Origin of the sequence: Vogesella indigofera, from assembly GCF_003633895.1 — a bacterium.
Taxonomy (GTDB): Bacteria; Pseudomonadota; Gammaproteobacteria; order Burkholderiales; family Chromobacteriaceae; genus Vogesella; species Vogesella indigofera.
In genome coordinates this window covers 98,375-115,536 of the sequence record NZ_RBID01000011.1, presented here as the reverse complement: position 1 = coordinate 115,536, position 17,162 = coordinate 98,375, and the positions used below count along the sequence as shown (strand labels likewise).

Genomic DNA, 17,162 nt, shown 5'->3' with positions numbered 1-17,162 from the left:
CACTACCCGCCGGGCATTTTATGATAAAAGACAGCAGGCCACGCGGCTTCGCTACCCCCACCCGCAACAAAGGATAACCACACCATGCCGTACGACGCCATTTTGCTGGACATGGACGGACTGATGATCGACACCGAGCAGCTCTGTGCCCAGGCCTGGCGCGATGCCGCCAGCGAGCTGGGCACCCGCATCGGCGAGGACACCCTGCACCAGCTGGTCGGCCTCAGCCACCAGCACTGCCTGCGCTACCTGCAACAGCACTCCGAGCTGTCCGCGCACATGCCGGCACTGGCGCTGCTGAACCGGCAGTACTACCACCAGCAGCTGCAGCACGGCGACATTCCGCTCAAGCCCGGCATCACCGCGCTGCTGGACTGGCTGCGGCAGCAGGCGATCCCCTGCGCCGTCGGCACCGCCACCGAAGGACCTCTGGCGCAGCTGAAGCTGCAACGCAGCCAGCTGGCGCCCTATTTCCAACACGTGGTCAGCGCCAGCGACGTCGCCAACAGCAAGCCGGCACCGGACATCTACCTGGCGGCGGCGGCACGGCTGCAAGTGGAACCGGCGCGCTGCATCGTGCTGGAAGACTCGGTACACGGCGCCAGCGCCGCGCTGGCGGCCAACATGCGGGTGATCATCGTGCCGGACATCGTGCAGCCGCCCGCCTCCATGGCAAAACAGGCCCTGGCGGTATGCAAGGACCTGTTTGCCGCGCGGGCGTTGCTGCAACAGCTGCGGGACGTGTAGAACCCATTCAATGTCTGTTGCGCTTCGGCGATACCGCGTTAAAAACGCCTTCGGCATGCGTGTTTACATCCAGGTAAACGCCGCTTCCTCAGGCGTTTTTGCCTTGTCTCGCTCTAGCTCGCGAGACCTTGAACAGATTCTTAACCCTCGTTGGCGTTGATCTGCGCCACCAGTTCGCCCAGCACGCGTTCGGCCTGGTCGTTGTCGACCTGGCAGGTGCCGGCGGCTTCGTGGCCGCCGCCGCCGTACTTCAGCATCAGCTCGCCAACGCTGGTGCGGTTGCTGCGGTCGAGGATCGATTTGCCGGTGGCAAACACGGTGTTCTGCTGGTTCAGCCCCCACAGCACGTGGATGGAGATGTTGGCCTGCGGGTACAGCGCGTAGATCATGAAGCGGTTGATCGGGTGGATCAGCGTCTCGTTGCGCAGGTCCAGCACCACCACCTTGCCCTCGACGCGGGCGCAGCGCTGGATCTGCGCCTTGGCCTGCGCCTCGTGCTCGAAGTACAGCTCGACCCGCTCGCGCACGTCCGGCAGCTGCAGTATCTCGTCGATGGAGTGGTCGCGGCAGTACTTGATCAGGTCCATCATCAGCGTGTAGTTGCTGATGCGGAACTCGCGGAAACGGCCAAGACCGGTACGGGCATCCATCAGGAAGTTGAGCAGCACCCAGCCGCTCGGATCGAGAATCTCCTCGCGCGAAAACTGCGCGGCGTCGGCCTTGTCCACCGCCGCCATCATGTCGTCGGCGATCATCGGGAAGCGCTGTTTGCCGCCGTAGTAGTTGTACACTACGCGCGCGGCGGACGGCGCCGCGGCGTCGATGATGTGGTTCTGCTTGCCGGAGGCGTTGCGCAGGGTTTCGGACAGGTGGTGGTCAAAGGCCAGATGCGCGGCTTCGACGTATGGCAGGTTGGTGGTGATGTCGCGGTCGGTGATGTCGACCTTGCCGTCCTGCATGTCTTTCGGGTGCACGAACTTGATGTCGTTGATCAGCCCGAGCTCGTTGAGCAACACCGCGCAGACCAGACCATCGAAATCACTGCGCGTCACCAGACGAAACTGTCCTGTTGTCATTTCTGTTTCCCTGCCCTGTTTCCATGAATGATGATTCGATCGGGCCGCCTGCCGCCACGATCAATGCTGTCGGCAACTGTACCGCAGTCGGCAAGGGCGTGATAGCCCTGCCAGCTTGTCAGCCACTACCCGGCACCGCATAATCCTGACATATTGTTCCGCCACTTGGCCTTGCCGCTTGAAATCGCAGCCGTGGCCGCCATTTCAGCAGACAGAGCGCAGTGATTCCGGTGCCGGCCAGTGCAGAAGCGCGGCCCGCCCTCACCGCCCCCGCAGCAGGTCTGCCACCGGCCAGACCGCTTTTTGAGAGACAAAGAAAGGCACCATGCTGTACGCAATCACAGGCACCGACGCCCCCAATTCCCTCGATAACCGCCTGGCGGCACGGCCGGAACACCTGGCCCGCCTGCAGGCACTGCAGAACGACGGCCGGCTGCTGCTGGCAGGGCCGTTTCCGGCCATCGACAGCAACGACCCTGGCCCGGCCGGCTTCACCGGCAGCCTGATCGTCGCCGAGTTCGACTCGCTGGCCGCGGCCGAGCAATGGGCGAAGGCCGATCCCTATGTTGCCGCCGGCGTCTACGCCAGCGTCAGCGTCAAGCCGTTCCGCAAAGTGCTGCCGGCATGAGCGCCATCATCGAAATGATGCGCCAGCGCCTGGCGGCACTGGCGCCGGAACACCTCGACATCGAGGACGACAGCGCCTCCCATGCCGGCCACGCCGGCGCCAAGAGCGGCGGCCACTACAATGTGCTGATCGTCAGCGCCTGTTTCAGCGGCAAGTCGCGCATCGAGCGGCAACGGATGGTGTACGATGCGCTCGGCGACTTGATGCAGCAGGGCATTCACGCCCTGGCACTCAAAACCCTTACTCCGGACGATCTCTGAAATTCATTCCATGAAGAAATCACTCACTATCGCGGCCCTGCTGCTGGCTGCCGTCGGCAGCACCCCGAGCCTGGCCGCACCGGTAGCCACCGTCAACGGCAGCGCCATCGACAGCAGCACCCTAGACCAGGCGGTAAAGCAGGTCATCGGCAGCAGCAACGGCCAGCTGAAAGACAGCCCGGCGCTGCGCGAAGAAGTGCGCCAGCGCCTGATCAACCGCGAACTGATCGTACAGGCGGCCACCAAGGCCGGCCTCGACAAGAAGCCGGAATTCCAGCAACAGCTGACCGAAGCACGCACCGAATTGCTGCAACAGGCATTCTTCAAGCAGAGCATCAGCACCAGTCCGGTGTCGGACAGCGCGCTGAAGGCGGCCTACCAGCAGTACAGCGAACGCTTTAACGGCGTGAAGGAAGTGAAAGTCCGCCAGATCATCGTCAACAGCGAAGCCGACGCCAACAGCGTACTGGCCGAGCTGAAAAAAGGCGCCAAGTTCGAAACCCTGGCCGCCAGCAAATCCACCCACCAGCCTAGCCGCGAACGCGGTGGCGACCTGGGCTGGGGAAATCTGGCGTCGATGGAACCGCCACTGGCCGCCGCGCTCCAAGCCATTCCCAAAGGCAAATTCAGCGCCCAGCCGCTGCGCTCCGGCCTTGGCTGGCACCTGTTCAAGGTAGAGGACATCCGCGACGCGAAGCCGCTGCCTTTTGATACCGTCAAGCCGCAGATCGCCCGCGACCTGCAGGACAAAGCGATTAGTGACGCGATCGGCGAATTGCGTCAGAAAGCCAACATTCAATAACCACTGGAAACCCCGATGAACTTCCCTTTGAAAAAAACCCTGATTGCCGTCAGCATGCTGACCGCCACTGCCGCCGCGTTCGCCACTTCGGTCAATGGCGTTGCCATCAGCCAGCAGCGTATTGATGCCATCACCCGCATGATGGAAGCGCAAGGCCAGAAATCGACGCCGGAAATGGCGCAAATGGTCAAGGACCAGCTGATCACCGCTGAAATCCTGCGTCAGGAAGCCGTGAAGAAGGGCCTGGACAAGTCCGCCGACTACCTCGCCGAAATCGAGAACGCCAAGGCAATGGCACTGGCCAACCGCCTGATCAAGGAACACCTGCGCACCAACCCGGTGACCGACGCCCAGGCCCGTGCCGAGTACGACAAGGTGAAAGCCGAGTTCCCGGAGCGCAAGAGCTTTGACGCCAGCCACATCCTGGTGAAGACCGAAGCCGAAGCCAAGGCCGTGATCGACGCGCTGAAAAAAGGCAAGCCGTTCGCGCAGCTGGCCAAGGAAAAATCGCTGGATCCGGGCTCCAAGGACAACGGCGGCAACCTGGGCTGGAACGAACCGGGCACCTTCGTGGCCCCGTTCTCCGAGGCGATGGTGAAGCTGGCCAAGGGCCAGGTGACCGCCACTCCGGTGAAGACCGATTTCGGCTTCCACGTCATCAAGCTGAACGACGTGAAAGTGGAAGCGGCACCACCGCTGGAAACCCTGCGTCCGCAACTGGAACAGCGCATCCAGTCGCAGCGCATCGAAGCACTGATCAAGTCGCTGAAGGCCAGCGCCAAGGTCCAGTAAGAAGGCTCAGTGAGCCCACGTGCTTCCGCCATGAAAAAACCGGCCACTGGCCGGTTTTTTCATGGTCAGGCGCGCAGTACGACGTTCAGTCGTCGTCCTGCTCCGCCCAACCCGGCTCGCGCTTCTCGTTGAAGGCACGCACGCCTTCCAGCTGCTCCGCACTGCCGATCAACGCCAGGAAGGCCGCCTTTTCCGCCGCCAGCTGTGCGGCCAACGTTTGCGCAGGACTGGCTTCGATCAGCCGCCGTGCGGCGTGGATCGCCTGCGGCGACTGCTCGCGCACCCGCGCCGCCAGGCTCAGCGCCACGATCTTGGCCAGCCCGCTTTCCACCACTTCTTCCACCAGCCCGATGGCCAGTGCCTTGTCGGCGGTCACGAACTCGCCGCCGAGGATGAGCCGCTTCGCCCATGGCACGCCGACGCGGTCGGTCAGCGCCTTGGTGCCGCCGGCACAGGGAATCAGCCCGACACGCGCCTCCGGCAGCCCGAGGCTGGCGCCGCGCTCGGCCACGATGTAGTCGCAGGCCAGCGCGCACTCCAGCCCGCCGCCCAGCGCGAAGCCGTTCACCGCCGCCACCGTCACGCCGGGATAGTGGCGCACCGCGTCAAACGCCAGCGCAAAGGCGTCCGCCACCTTGCCAGCCTGCGCGGCCGCACCGTCGCCAAACAGCGCCAGATCGGCACCGGCCGAGAAGTAGCGCTCGCCGGCGCCGGTCAGCACCACCGCGCGGATGGCGGTGTCGGCCGCCAGCGCGTCCATCGCCCGGGCCAGCTCCTGCAACGACTCTATCGTCCACACATTGGCCGGCGGGTTGTTGATCGTGACAATTGCTGATTGCCCAAGACGTTCGACAATGATTTTTTGTGTCATGTGGCACTCCTCCAGCCTCGACAAAGCCCAGCTGAAGCGCAATATTCAACAGCGTTATTCACTGTGGATTCACCGAAAAAAATGGCTACCTTGTGAGCATTGACGCGGGTTTGCTAGCTTTAACCATGGACTATGTTGCTGATTTTGCAAGTTTCGCCCCGCCGGGCAAATGGCGGCGCAATTTGCTGCCAGCCATTCAATAGACCACGTTTACAAATGGCCGACCGCGACAAGTTCCGCGCCGCGGCCGGGCCCGGCTGCTACACTAGCGGCCATCTTTTTTGCCTGCGTTGTCACCCATGCTGGAAATCAGTCTGCTGTCCCTGTTTCTTGCCGGCCTGCTCGGCGGCGTGCACTGCCTCGGCATGTGCGGCGGCATCGTCACCGCCATTTCGCTGGGCAAGTCGCAAGCGGCGCCGCTGTGGCACCTGCTGTGCTACAACGTTGGCCGCATCGGCAGCTACGTCTGTGCCGGCGCGCTGCTCGGCGGCCTGGCGCAGTGGGGGCTGAGCCAGGCGGCGTACCAGCCGCTGCAGACCGCGCTGTTCATTGCGGCCAACCTGTTGCTGATCCTGCTCGGCCTGTACCTGGCCGGCCTGTCCGCCGCCATCACCCGCATCGAGCACCTCGGCCGGCCACTGTGGCGGCGCCTGCAGCCGCTGACCCGCCGCTACCTGCCGGTGCGCACCGCCCGCCAGGCGCTGCTGGCCGGTGCGATCTGGGGCTGGCTGCCGTGTGGTCTGGTCTACACCGCCAGCATCGCCGCACTGGCCTCCGGCGGTGCCGGCCAGGGCGCGCTGGTGATGCTGGCCTTCGGCCTCGGCACCCTGCCCAACCTGCTGCTGATGGGGCTGTTTGCCAGCAAGCTGCAGCAGCTGAAACAGCAACGGCCAGTCCGCCTGGTGGCGGGACTGGCCGTGATGGCACTCGGTGGCTGGCACCTGTGGCTGCTGCTTACATCGACTGGCTAAGCGCGGTCACGTTGCTGCGGAACATCTCCAGATAGCTGCGCGCGCCAGGCTGGCTGGACAGCGCATCGGAGTACAGCTTGCCGCCGACCTTGACGCCGGCCTCTTTCGCCAGCTGGTCGATCAGACGCCGGTCGGACATGTTCTCGATGAACACCGCCTTCACCTGTTCCTTTTTCACCTGACGGATCAACTGCGCCACGGACTTGGCCGAGGCCTCGGCATCGGTGCTCACCCCCTGCGGCGCCATGAAGCGGATCGCGTAGCGCTGGCCGAGGTAGGCAAAGGCGTCGTGCGAGGTCAGCACCTTGCGCCGCGCCACCGGCACCGCGGCAAACTGCTTGCCGGCCCAGCTGTCCAGCTCCTGCAACCGCGCCTTGTAGGCGGCGGCGCGCTCGCGGTAGTACGCGGCGCCGGCGGCATCGGCGCGGCTGAGGCCGGCGGCGATATTATCGACATAGCGCAGCACGTGCTGCGGGTTGTGCCAGGCGTGCGGATCGGCACGGCCGTGGTCATGGCCATGCTCGTCGTGGCCGTGCTCGTCTTCCGCCACTTCTAGTGGCTTGATGCCGTTGCCGGCGGTCACGGTCACGCCCTTGAAGTTGGCCGACTTGTTCAGACGGTTGATCCAGCCTTCGAAACCAAGGCCGTTGACCACGAATACCTTGGCCTCGGCCAGTTTCTTGACGTCGGCCGGCTTGGGCTGGAACACATGGGCGTCCTGGTCGGCACCGACCAGCGACACCACGCTGACGCGCTCGCCGCCGACTTCGCGGGTGATGTCGGCCATGATGCTGAAGCTGGCGACCACCGGCAGGTTGGCCCACGCCGCCAGCGGCGACAACAGCAGGCTGCTCACAATAATTTTCCGTACGTTCACGCGCTCAACTCTCCAAATGACGTTGCCGCAGCAGGCGGGGCAACACGCCGCCCTGCGGGGCAACAAACAGCGAAACGATATAGAACAGGCCGGCCAGCAGGATGATGCACGGCCCGGACGGCAGCTCGACGTGATAGGACAGCAGCAGCCCGCCCATGCCCGCCAGCGCGGCGATCAGGAACGCCGCCAGCAGCATGCCGCCGACGGTGGCCGCCCACAGCCGCGAGCAGATCGCCGGCAGCATCATCAGCCCCACCGACATCAGCGTGCCCAGCGCCTGGAAGCCCGACACCAGGTTCAGCACCACCAGCAGCAGGAACAGCAGGTGCCACACGCTGCCGTGGCCGCCAACCGCACGCAGGAACACCGGATCGAGGCTTTCCAGCAACAGCGGGCGATAGATCACCGCCAGCGTCAGCAGCGTCACACTGGCGACGCTGGCCACCAGAAGCAGCGCGGCATCGTCCACCGCCAGCACCGAGCCGAACAGCAGGTGCATCAGGTCGACATTGCTACCGCTGCTGGACACCAGCAGCACGCCGATGGCCAGCGACAGCAGGTAGAAGGCGGCAAAGCTGGCGTCTTCCTTGATCTCGGTAAAGCGCGTCGCGAGGCCAGCAAAACCGGCCACCAGCACGCCGGCGACAAAGCCGCCGAGACTCATCGCCGGCAGGCTCAGGCCGGCAATGAGGAAGCCGACCGCGGCGCCGGGCAGCACCGCGTGGCTCATCGCGTCGCCAACCAGGCTCATGCGCCGCATCACCAGGAACAGGCCGACCGGCGCGCTACCCAGCGCCAGCGCCAGGCAGGCCACCAGCGCACGGCGCATGAAGGCGAATTCTACAAAGGGTGCCAGCACCCATTGGTACAGGAAATCGATCACGGCGTTACTCCATCCACGCGGCACACCGGGGCATTGGCCGACCAGTGCGCGGCGGTATCGCTGGCGCGGCGCAGCTTGTCCGCGGTCAGCACCTCGGCGGTGTCGCCCCAGGCAATCACCTCGCGCGCCATCAGCAGCGTCTGCGGAAAGTGCTCGCGCACCTGCTGCTCATCGTGCAGCACCGCGATCACGGTGCGCCCTTCCGTCTTCCAGCGTTCGACCAGCGCCAGCAGATCGGCGGTGGTGGCGGCGTCAACGGCGTTGAACGGCTCGTCGAGCAGAATCAGCGGTGCGTCCTGCACCAGGATGCGGGCGAACAGCACGCGCTGGAACTGGCCGCTGGACAGCGCGGCGATCGGACGGGTGGCGAAGTCCTCCAGACCGACGGTCACCAGCGCGTTCCACGACGCGTCGTCATCGTTGCGGCCAACCTTGCCGAACAGGCCGCTGCGCTGCCAGTGACCGCTGGACACCAGATCGATCACTGACACCGGCAGCGAACGGTCGATTTCCGACTGCTGCGGCAGATAGGCCATGTCGCGGCGCGCCACGCCGCGCATCAGCACGCGGCCGGCATCCGGCTTCAGCGCGCCCATGATGGCTTTCAGCAAGGTGCTCTTGCCGGCGCCATTGGGGCCGAAGATCGCCGTGGCCTGGCCGTCGGCAAAGCTGCCGCTGACATGGTGCACGGCGGGGTGGCGACGGTAGGACACCGTCAGGTTTTCCAGCCGGATCATGCCACCTCCTGCAATGCCCAGTGCACCAGCAGCCACAACGCGGCCAGCGGCAGCGCGGCCAGCAGCAGACGCTGGCCGGCGGACAGCGACAGCAGGCGCCAGCGCGGCAGGTGCGAGGTTTCACCGGCGGCATGCGGGTGCGGATGGGAGTGGGCATGCGCGGCGCCGTGTGCGTGCGCATGATCGTGTGAATGTTGCTCGTGCTGATGCGAAGGTGTCATGCCGCTCACGCCCCGTTCCCGCTGCCGGCCGGCAGCACGCACGCCTGGATGGCGGCTTCCAGCGCGTCGGCGTCGATGCGGCTGCCGATCACCTCGAAGCGGCTGTCACGGCGCCACGCCACCTGATTGGCCGCCCACTGCCCTTCGGTCCAGTTCAGCCACAGCCAGGTATCCAGCACGCGGAACACGCCCTTGGCGCGCACCAGGCCGTCGACCAGCTGCGGCAGGCGGTCGAACAGGTCGGTCAGCGCCTCGCCGGAGAACTCCGCGGCCGGCGCGAAGGTCCAGCCCTGCGACTGCCAGCCGGAAGCATCGCCCGGCCGCACCGCCGGCCGGTAGCGCGACTTGTTCTGCACCGCGGCATCCAGCCACGCAGGATCGGCGGCGCCGTCGCTGATCTCGGCGATCAGCGACTTGGGCGGAAACAGCGCGGCGGCCTTGTCGCGGTAGGCGGCCAACGTTGGCGCGTCGGCGAGGTCGCACTTGGTGGCCAGCAGCACGTCGGCAATCATCACCTGGTCGCGGTACAGCGGCTGGCGGAAGTAGTCGTTGTTGGCGAACTGGCGCGGATCGACCAGCGTCATCACCGCGCCCACTTCCAGCGCGTTGCCCAGCGGCTCGGCACGCAGCTCGTCGATCAGCCCGGCGGCGTGGGCGAGACCGCTGGCCTCGATGATCAGCCGGTCCGGCCGTTCACGGCGCAGCAGGTTGGCGACGGTGACCGTCATCTGCGGCCCGGCGACGCAGCACAGGCAGCCACCGGCGATCTCGGCAATCGGCAGCTCGCCGTTGTCCAGCACCGCGCCGTCGATGCCGATCTCGCCGAACTCGTTGACGATGATCGCCCATTTTTCATGTTGCGGCCGCTGCGCGATCAGGTGGCGCAGCGCCGTGGTCTTGCCCACCCCGAGAAAGCCGGTGAGCACGTTGACGGTGGTTTTTTTCATACTCGACATGCCTGGCACAGTCCGGTCAGTAAAAGGTTTTGTTGTGCGATGGCAAAGCCCTGCGCTGCCGCCTGCTGTCGCAGCGTGTCCAGCGCCGGCGCCGCCTCCAGCTCGTTGACGCTGCCGCAGGCGGTGCACACCAGGATCAGCCCTTCGTGGCAGCAGCCGACGTGGCTGCACACGATATAACCGTTGAGCGCGTCGACCTTGTGCAGCAGGCCGGCTTCCACCAGGAAATCCAGCGCCCGGTACACCGTCGGCGGTGCGGCAATGCCGCGCTCGCGCTGCAGATCGGCCAGCACCTGATAGGCCTTGACCACGCCTTCGTGCGCCAGCACCAGCTCCAGCACCTGACGGCGCAGCGCGGTCAGCTTCACGCCTTGTTGCTGGCACTGGTGGTCGGCCGCGGCCATAAAGCCAGCTTTATCCATGACAAGTCACCAGGAGTTAAAAGAATGAGGGAGACAATTAGCAGCAATTCTTAAATGTTACTATATAACAACACCGTTAACAACTGTTAACCGCCCGCCGCTTCGATGGTGCAGTGCGGTGTGCTAAGCTGTCGGCATTGATTGCCTACCCCATCCGTAAGGAGCCTGCAGATGAAACAGCTACTGCTCACCGTGTTGTCCTGTACCGTGCTGCTGAGCCCGGCATTTGCCGCCGACCCGGTCACCCAGCGCCAGGAAATCTTCAAGCAGTACAAGCAAACCGTCGGCACCATGGCCAAGACCGTGAAGGGCGAAACGCCGTACAGCAAGGACGAGTTCGCCAAGCTGGCCGCGCACCTGGATGCGCTGGCGCAGCAGCCGTGGCAGCACTTCCCGGCCGGCAGCGACAAGGGCAAGACCGACGCCCGCGCCGAGATCTGGAGCAAGCCGCAAGACTGGAAAGCCGCCATCGACAAGCACAAGACCGAGACCGCCAAGCTGAAGCAGACCGCCGCCGGCGGTGACCTCGCCGCGATCAAGGCACAGTTCGGCGCCACCCAGAAAACCTGCAAGGCCTGTCACGAAAGCTTCCGCAACGACTGAGTCCGGCGTCCGCCACCGCGTTCAGCCCCGAGCGGGGCTGAACTTTTTTGGGCGCCCGACGCCCAATGGCCACCCTCCCCACCCGCATCAAGATCATGAAAAAAATTCTCCTGCTAGCCACCCTCGCCCTCCTTGCCACCACCAGCCAGGCCGGCCCCGGTGAAGACCGCCAGAAAGCCTTCAAACAGGTACTGCGCAGCTTCGAACCGATGGGGGTGATGCTGCGCGGCAGCGGCTATCGCAAGGATGTATTCATCAAGCACGCCGACGCACTGAAAGCGGTCGCCGCAGCCCCGTTCAGCCAGTTCAAGCCGGGCACCATCGACGACGTCAGCCGCGCCAAGCCGGCGATCTGGAGCGAGCCGGCAAAATGGAAAGCGGAACAGGACAAGTTCCTGCTCGCGGTTGACCAGTTGCAGAAAACCGCGCGCGGCGACGACCTCGCCGCCATCCGCCGCGACTACGGCGCCGTGGCCGCCAGCTGCAAGGCCTGTCACGACAGCTTCCGCGGCCCGATGCGCTAAGTGGCGCCAAGCACAATCACGCTGCCAGAAACAAAAACCGCCAGTCGATAAGGACTAGCGGTTTTTCATTTCCGGAGGCGGTTCAGGCCGCCATGCTGGCCGCCAGCCACGGCACGCCACCAAACACCAGCAAAGCCATCAGCAGCAGCAGCAGCAAGGCCAGCCACAGCGGTGCAAAGCGCAACGGCGCGGCATCGACCGGCAGCGCCTTCATCCCGCTCAGCATCGGGCGCACCAGATCGGTGTTGCGGCCAACCTTGTAGAACAGCACCGCCAGCACATGCACCGCTGCCAGCAGCAGCAATACGTCAAACGACGACTTGTGCCAGCCGGTCACCTGCTCGGCCAGCTCGCCGTCGATCAGCACCTTCAGCGGGCCGTCGTAGAGGTAGCTGTTGACGTCAGCGGCAAACAGCCCCAGCCCGGCCTGCAGCAACAGCGCCAGCAGCAGCGCCAGCACCATCCAGCCACCCAGCGGGTTGTGTCCCGGCTGCGCCGTCACCGGCAGCTGCCCAGCCAGATAGGCACGGATGCGCGCCGGCCCGGCGAGAAAACTGCTGAAGCGCGCCGTCTGACTACCGCACAGCCCCCACAGCACGCGGAACAGCAGCAGCACCAGCATCAGCATGCCAAGGCGCAGATGCCATTCCATCCAGTCGCCGCCCTGCTCGCCGGTGAACCACAGCCCGGCAAAAACCGGCAACATCGTCCAGTGAAACAGCCGCGTCGGCACATCCCACACCTTGATCATCCTGCTCATGTTTGCTGCATCCTTTCCTGTTTGCGCGGCTGGCGGCCAAGCCCGGCATTGTTCACCCAAAGCCGGGCCGCCGCCAGAGCGCACGTTACGAAGCGTCATTTTCGGTTAAAATCGCCATCTTTTGTTGCAACGCCAACAGGCGCAATCGTTACCGCGCGGCCCACGGCCCGCATCCTGCTCATGTGGAGAAGAAATACATGCACCAATCCAGCCTTATCCAGGAACTGCAAGCTCGCGGCCTGATCGCCCAGCAAACCGACGCGGCGGCACTCGACGAACTGCTGGCTAAGGAAAGTGTGACCTTGTATTGCGGCTTCGACCCGACCGCCGACAGTCTCCACCTCGGTCACCTGGTACCGGTGCTGGTACTGCGCCGCTTCCAGCAGGCCGGCCACCGCCCGATCGCCCTCGTCGGCGGCGCCACCGGCATGATCGGCGACCCGAGCTTCAAGGCTACCGAGCGCAAGCTGAATACCCCGGACGTGATCGCCGGCTGGGTCGACAAGATCCGCGGCCAGGTATCGCCGTTCCTGAGCTTCGAAGGCGACAACGCCGCGATCATGGCCAACAACTACGACTGGTTTGGCGGCATGGGCGCGCTGGAGTTCCTGCGCGACATCGGCAAGCACTTCTCGGTCAATCAGATGATCAAGAAGGAATCGGTGCAGCAGCGCATCAGCCGCGAAGACCAGGGCATCAGCTACACCGAATTCAGCTACAGCCTGCTGCAGGGCTACGATTTCACCGAGCTGAACCGCCGCCACGGCTGCAGGCTGCAGATCGGCGGCTCCGACCAGTGGGGCAACATTACCGCCGGCACCGACCTCACCCGCCGCATCAACCAGCAACACGTGTTCGGCCTGACCCTGCCGCTGGTAACCAAGGCCGACGGCACCAAGTTCGGCAAGACCGAAGGCGGCGCGATCTGGCTGGATGCCAGCAAGACCTCGCCGTACGCGTTCTACCAGTTCTGGCTGAATACCGCCGACGCCGACGTGTACAAGTTCCTGCGCTACTTCAGCTTCCTGTCGGTGGCCGAGATCGCCGCCATCGAGGAACAGGACAAGAACAGCGGCAGCAAGCCGCAAGCGCAGCGCATCCTGGCGGAACAGGTCACCGCGCTGGTGCACGGCCAGGATGCCGTGGCCGCCGCGCAGCGCATCAGCGCCAGCCTGTTCTCCGGCAGCCTGCACGAGCTGACCGCGTCCGACTTCGCGCAGCTGGCACAGGACGGCATGCCCAGCCTGCAACTGCCACGCGACAGCAGCGGCCTGATCGACGCGCTGGTGGCCGGCGGCCTGGCCAAGTCCAAATCGGAAGCGCGCACCTTCATCCAGAGCGGTGCCGTCAGCGTCAACGGCAACAAGATCGACAGCCTCGAGCACCAGATCAGCGACGGCGAACGCCTGTTCGGCCACTACAGCCTGCTCAAGCGCGGCAAGAAGCACCACACCCTGCTCTGCTGGCAATAAACAACTGCGGCCAACGTTGGCCGCAGTTTGCCGCCGACAGCCATGCCTTTGCATGGCTGTTTTCATTTCTGCCACCGAATCGGGAAAATTAACTATTCAGCGTAGGCAAGGCTATCTATTATCCGTAATGACATCAGCAAAACAATAATTGCCGCGCCGGCGCCGCCGCCACCGGCCACCGCAGCACCCGGGACAACACCGCACGACAAGGCCTGACCTGAACCACCGCGGGCAGCGACAACGCCGTCCGCCATTTGCCGGGGTGAGCAAGGGCATGACACAACACCGCAATCGCAATACCACACAGCTGCCCGGTCTGGTCTGGCCCTTCATTGCCGTTGCCCTGCTGCTGGCGGCACTGGGCGGCGTCAGCCTGGAGATCCAGTCCGCGGTGCGCGCCTACGTCAGCGGCGAGAGCCTGTGGTCCAAAGGGCAAAAAGATGCCATCTACTATCTCACCCTGTACGCCGACAGTCACGACGAACGCCACTTCCACCAGTACCAGACCGCCATCGCCATCCCGCTCGGCGACCACGCCGCGCGCATGGCGCTGGAACAGCCGGTGCCGGATCTGGCGCTGGCCCGCGCCGGCTTCCTGCAGGGCGGCAACCACCCGCAGGACATTGCCGGCCTGATCTGGCTGTACCAGAACTTCCGCCAGTTCAGCTACCTGCAACAGGCGATTGCGCACTGGGAATTCGGCGACCGCAACCTGCAGGCGCTGACCGGGCTGGCCGAGCAGATGCACTTCCAGATCAGCGGCGGGCTGGCCAGCCCGCGCGACATTGTCGAGTGGAAGGCGGAAATCTACGCCATCAACGACCGCCTCACCCCGATGGAGAAAGCCTTTTCCGACACCCTCGGCCAAGGCTCGCGCGTCATCCAGCGGCTATTGCTGGCCGCCAACCTGGCCAGCGCCGCACTACTGATCCTGCTGGCGCTGTTCCGCACCCGCAAGCTGCTGGGCCAGCGCCAGTCCTTCGAAAGCGCGCTGCAGGCGGAAAAGGAACGCGCGCAGGTCACCCTCGCCTCCATCGGCGACGCGGTGATCACCACCGACGCCGACGGCCTGACCGCCTACATGAATCCGGCGGCGGAACAGCTGACGGCGTGGACGGTGGCGCAGGCGCAGGGGCTGCCGCTGGGCTCGCTGTTCCGCATCGTCGACGAGGACTCCCAGCAGGAAGCGCTGGTGCTGATCGAGCAAATCCTGGCCGGCGGCCACAGCCACGGCAGCAGCAGCCACTCCCAGCTGATGGTGCGCCTGGACGGCAGCGCGGTGTCGGTGGCACTGGTGGCGGCGCCGATCCACAGTGATGGCCAGATCAGCGGGGCGGTGCTGGTACTGCACGACATGACGCGGGAGCGGCAGTACATCGCCAGCCTGTCGTGGCAGGCCTCGCACGATGCGCTGACCGGGCTTGCCAACCGCCGCGAGTTCGAATACCGGCTGGAGCAGGCACTGGCCAATCTCGACCGCCAGCACGAAGGCCACCAGCAGCACGCACTGATGTTCCTCGACCTTGACCAGTTCAAGGTGGTCAACGACACCTGCGGCCACGCCGCCGGCGACGAGCTGCTGCGCCAGATCTGCCTGCTGCTGCAGCAGCGGCTGCGCGACAGCGACACCCTCGCCCGCCTCGGCGGCGACGAGTTCGGCATCCTGCTGGAGCAATGTCCGGTCGATGCCGCGCTGCAGATTGCCGAAAGCCTGCGCCAGACGGTACAGGACCTGCACTTCGTGTGGGGCGGCCGCCCGTTCAACGTCAGTGTCAGCATCGGCCTGGTGCACATCACCGGCGCGCTGACCACGCTGGCCGAGGCGCTGCGCGCCGCCGACGTCGCCTGCTACATGGCCAAGGAAAAGGGGCGCAACCGGGTACAGCTCTACCATCCGGACGATTCGGAACTATCGCTGCGCTTTGGCGAGATGGCCTGGGTGCAGCGCATCCACCTGGCGCTGGAAGAGCGGCGGCTGTGCCTGTACGCGCAGGAAATCGCGCCGCTGGGCAGCAACAGCGACAGTGGCAGCCATGTCGAGCTGCTGCTGCGCCTGCACGACGAGGTTGGCCGCCTGGTGCCGCCGATCAGCTTCATCCCGGCGGCGGAGCGCTACGGGCTGATGCCGCTGATCGACCGCTGGGTGGTGCAGAACGCGTTCACCATCCTCGCCGCGCGGCTGCGCTGCCACAAGGCAACGCCGATCGGCACCTGCGCCATCAACCTGTCCGGCACCACCATCGGCGACCAGGCGTTTCTGGACTTCCTGCGCGAACAGTTCCGCCTGCATGCGATCCCGCCGCGCATGATCTGCTTCGAGATCACCGAGACCAGCGCCATCGCCAATCTCGCCAGCGCCATCCACTTCATCACCGAGCTGCAGACCCTCGGCTGCCGCTTCTCGCTGGACGACTTCGGCGCCGGCATGTCCTCGTTCACCTACCTGAAGCACCTGCCGGTGGACTATCTGAAGATCGACGGCGGCTTCGTCAAGGACATGCTCGACGACCCGATCGACCGCGCCATGGTCGAGGTCATCAACCACATCGGCCACGTGATGGGCAAACGCACCATTGCCGAATTCGTGGAAACACCGGCGATGCTGCAGGCGCTGGCCGACATCGGCGTCGACTACGCGCAGGGTTACGCCGTGGCCAAGCCGCAGCCGTTCAACTGCGACGGCGAGCTACAGCACGACTTCCGCCGCGTCTGCGCGGCACCGGCGGGAGTTGCGGCCACCAGCGCGCAGTCTGCCGTACCGCCGCAGCCGGCCAACAGCAGCCAGGGCGCGACGCCGTGAACCGCGAGTTCGTGCGCAGCGGCGCGTTACGCAGCCCGCACAGCTATCCGGAATGGGCGCAGCAGCTGCTTGCCGACTGCGCCGCCGCCAGGCAGCGCGTGGTGCGACACGAGTTCTACCAGCGGCTGCGCGATGCCGAGCTCGGCGATGACGCACTGCGGCTGTTCCTGATCGGGGTGTGGCCGGTGGTCGAGCAGTTTCCGCTGTACATGGCGCAAAACCTGCTCAAGACCCGCTATGGCCGCCATCGCGGCGAAGACATGGCGCGGCGGCTTCTGGTGCGCAACATCCGTGTCGAGCAGAACCACGCCGACTACTGGCTGGCGTGGGCCGCCGCCTGCGGCATCGCGGCAACCGAGCTGCAGGCGCAGCGGGTGCCGGAGCCATTGCAGCAACTCGGCCACTGGTGCCGGCACAACAGCCGCCACCACTCGCTGCTGCTGGCGCTGGCCGCCACCAATTACGCCATCGAGGGTGCCACCGGCGAGTGGACGCAACTGGTCTGCGCGCCGGGCATCTATGAAGCCTCGCTGCCCGCGACACAGCGCCAGAGCGCGATGCGCTGGCTGAAGGTGCATGCCCGCTACGACGACGATCACCCGTGGGAAGCGCTGGACATCGTCTGCACCCTGGCCGGGCGCGACGCCGACGCCAGCACGCGGCGGGCGCTGCAAACCGCCATCGGCAACAGCTATCACTACATGCAGCTGGTCCTCGACTGCTGCCTGCAGCTGGAACAGGCCGTGCCGGGCTAGCCGGT

The 17,162-nt window shown here is 65.3% G+C and carries 20 protein-coding genes; 11 read left to right on the top strand and 9 right to left on the bottom strand.

Annotation, left to right across the window (positions count from 1 at the left end):
• Positions 1-84 precede the first annotated feature (84 nt).
• On the top strand, positions 85-747 hold the full coding sequence (locus C8E02_RS02860) for an HAD family hydrolase (RefSeq protein WP_120809571.1): 663 nt from the start codon (positions 85-87) through the stop codon (positions 745-747).
• Between the two features lie 140 nt (positions 748-887).
• Here the strand turns inward: C8E02_RS02860 and C8E02_RS02855 are convergent, their stop codons facing one another.
• Complete coding sequence (locus tag C8E02_RS02855) at positions 888-1,823, bottom strand: DHH family phosphoesterase (protein WP_120809570.1); 936 nt, start codon at positions 1,821-1,823, stop codon at positions 888-890.
• A 325-nt stretch (positions 1,824-2,148) separates the two neighbouring features.
• On the opposite strand from C8E02_RS02855, the gene C8E02_RS02850 reads away from it, so the two are divergent.
• Genes C8E02_RS02850 through C8E02_RS02835 form a run of 4 tightly spaced genes read left to right on the top strand, consistent with a single transcriptional unit; the run spans position 2,149 to position 4,305 of the window.
• Entirely contained in the window at positions 2,149-2,451 is a 303-nt protein-coding gene (locus tag C8E02_RS02850) for a YciI family protein (protein WP_120809569.1), read from the top strand.
• A complete protein-coding gene (locus C8E02_RS02845; protein WP_120809568.1) occupies positions 2,448-2,711 on the top strand; it encodes a BolA family protein in 264 nt (87 codons plus the stop codon). The genes C8E02_RS02850 and C8E02_RS02845 overlap by 4 nt, the downstream gene beginning before the upstream one ends.
• A gap of 10 nt (positions 2,712-2,721) precedes the next feature.
• Positions 2,722-3,513, top strand: coding sequence for a peptidylprolyl isomerase (locus tag C8E02_RS02840; protein WP_120809567.1), 792 nt, complete (start codon positions 2,722-2,724; stop codon positions 3,511-3,513).
• Positions 3,514-3,528: 15 nt separating this feature from the next.
• The gene (locus C8E02_RS02835) at positions 3,529-4,305 is read left to right on the top strand and encodes a peptidylprolyl isomerase (protein WP_245961049.1); all 777 of its coding nucleotides are present in this window, start codon (positions 3,529-3,531) and stop codon (positions 4,303-4,305) included.
• 85 nt (positions 4,306-4,390) lie between these two features.
• Here the strand turns inward: C8E02_RS02835 and C8E02_RS02830 are convergent, their stop codons facing one another.
• Positions 4,391-5,176 (bottom strand): enoyl-CoA hydratase, encoded by a 786-nt coding sequence (locus C8E02_RS02830; protein ID WP_047966460.1) that lies wholly within the window; start codon positions 5,174-5,176, stop codon positions 4,391-4,393.
• 299 nt (positions 5,177-5,475) lie between these two features.
• On the opposite strand from C8E02_RS02830, the gene C8E02_RS02825 reads away from it, so the two are divergent.
• A complete protein-coding gene (locus tag C8E02_RS02825) occupies positions 5,476-6,147 on the top strand; it encodes a sulfite exporter TauE/SafE family protein (protein WP_120809566.1) in 672 nt (223 codons plus the stop codon).
• Here C8E02_RS02825 and C8E02_RS02820 read toward each other — a convergent pair.
• Genes C8E02_RS02820 through C8E02_RS02795 form a run of 6 tightly spaced genes read right to left on the bottom strand, consistent with a single transcriptional unit; the run spans position 6,131 to position 10,243 of the window.
• Positions 6,131-7,003, bottom strand: coding sequence for a metal ABC transporter solute-binding protein, Zn/Mn family (locus C8E02_RS02820; protein ID WP_245961048.1), 873 nt, complete (start codon positions 7,001-7,003; stop codon positions 6,131-6,133). The genes C8E02_RS02825 and C8E02_RS02820 overlap by 17 nt on opposite strands.
• 25 nt (positions 7,004-7,028) lie before the next feature.
• Positions 7,029-7,853: a metal ABC transporter permease gene (locus tag C8E02_RS02815; RefSeq protein ID WP_047966538.1), complete on the bottom strand. Its 825-nt coding sequence runs from the start codon at positions 7,851-7,853 to the stop codon at positions 7,029-7,031.
• A gap of 50 nt (positions 7,854-7,903) precedes the next feature.
• Entirely contained in the window at positions 7,904-8,644 is a 741-nt protein-coding gene (locus tag C8E02_RS02810) for a metal ABC transporter ATP-binding protein (RefSeq protein WP_120809565.1), read from the bottom strand.
• Positions 8,641-8,865 (bottom strand): hypothetical protein, encoded by a 225-nt coding sequence (locus C8E02_RS02805; RefSeq protein WP_147424418.1) that lies wholly within the window; start codon positions 8,863-8,865, stop codon positions 8,641-8,643. The genes C8E02_RS02810 and C8E02_RS02805 overlap by 4 nt, the downstream gene beginning before the upstream one ends.
• 5 nt (positions 8,866-8,870) lie before the next feature.
• Positions 8,871-9,821: a CobW family GTP-binding protein gene (locus C8E02_RS02800; protein ID WP_170152083.1), complete on the bottom strand. Its 951-nt coding sequence runs from the start codon at positions 9,819-9,821 to the stop codon at positions 8,871-8,873.
• Entirely contained in the window at positions 9,809-10,243 is a 435-nt protein-coding gene (locus tag C8E02_RS02795) for a Fur family transcriptional regulator (RefSeq protein WP_047966466.1), read from the bottom strand. Before C8E02_RS02795 ends, C8E02_RS02800 begins: the two co-directional genes overlap by 13 nt.
• 171 nt (positions 10,244-10,414) lie before the next feature.
• Here C8E02_RS02795 and C8E02_RS02790 point away from each other — a divergent pair, with 171 nt between their 5' ends.
• Together C8E02_RS02790 and C8E02_RS02785 are read left to right on the top strand one after the other, a co-directional pair.
• Complete coding sequence (locus C8E02_RS02790) at positions 10,415-10,846, top strand: c-type cytochrome (protein WP_120809562.1); 432 nt, start codon at positions 10,415-10,417, stop codon at positions 10,844-10,846.
• A gap of 95 nt (positions 10,847-10,941) precedes the next feature.
• Positions 10,942-11,370 (top strand): c-type cytochrome, encoded by a 429-nt coding sequence (locus C8E02_RS02785; RefSeq protein ID WP_047966539.1) that lies wholly within the window; start codon positions 10,942-10,944, stop codon positions 11,368-11,370.
• 82 nt (positions 11,371-11,452) lie between these two features.
• Here C8E02_RS02785 and C8E02_RS02780 read toward each other — a convergent pair whose 3' ends face one another.
• Positions 11,453-12,130 carry a cytochrome b/b6 domain-containing protein gene (locus C8E02_RS02780; RefSeq protein WP_120809561.1) on the bottom strand — a complete coding sequence of 226 codons (678 nt, stop codon included), beginning with the start codon at positions 12,128-12,130 and terminating at the stop codon, positions 11,453-11,455.
• Between the two features lie 197 nt (positions 12,131-12,327).
• On the opposite strand from C8E02_RS02780, the gene tyrS reads away from it, so the two are divergent.
• The 3 genes from tyrS (at position 12,328) to C8E02_RS02765 (ending at position 17,157) form a co-directional block, all read left to right on the top strand.
• Complete coding sequence (tyrS, locus tag C8E02_RS02775) at positions 12,328-13,602, top strand: tyrosine--tRNA ligase (protein ID WP_120810062.1); 1,275 nt, start codon at positions 12,328-12,330, stop codon at positions 13,600-13,602.
• A gap of 274 nt (positions 13,603-13,876) precedes the next feature.
• Positions 13,877-16,402, top strand: coding sequence for an EAL domain-containing protein (locus C8E02_RS02770; protein WP_120809560.1), 2,526 nt, complete (start codon positions 13,877-13,879; stop codon positions 16,400-16,402).
• Complete coding sequence (locus C8E02_RS02765; RefSeq protein WP_120809559.1) at positions 16,399-17,157, top strand: iron-containing redox enzyme family protein; 759 nt, start codon at positions 16,399-16,401, stop codon at positions 17,155-17,157. Before C8E02_RS02770 ends, C8E02_RS02765 begins: the two co-directional genes overlap by 4 nt.
• Positions 17,158-17,162: the final 5 nt, after the last annotated feature.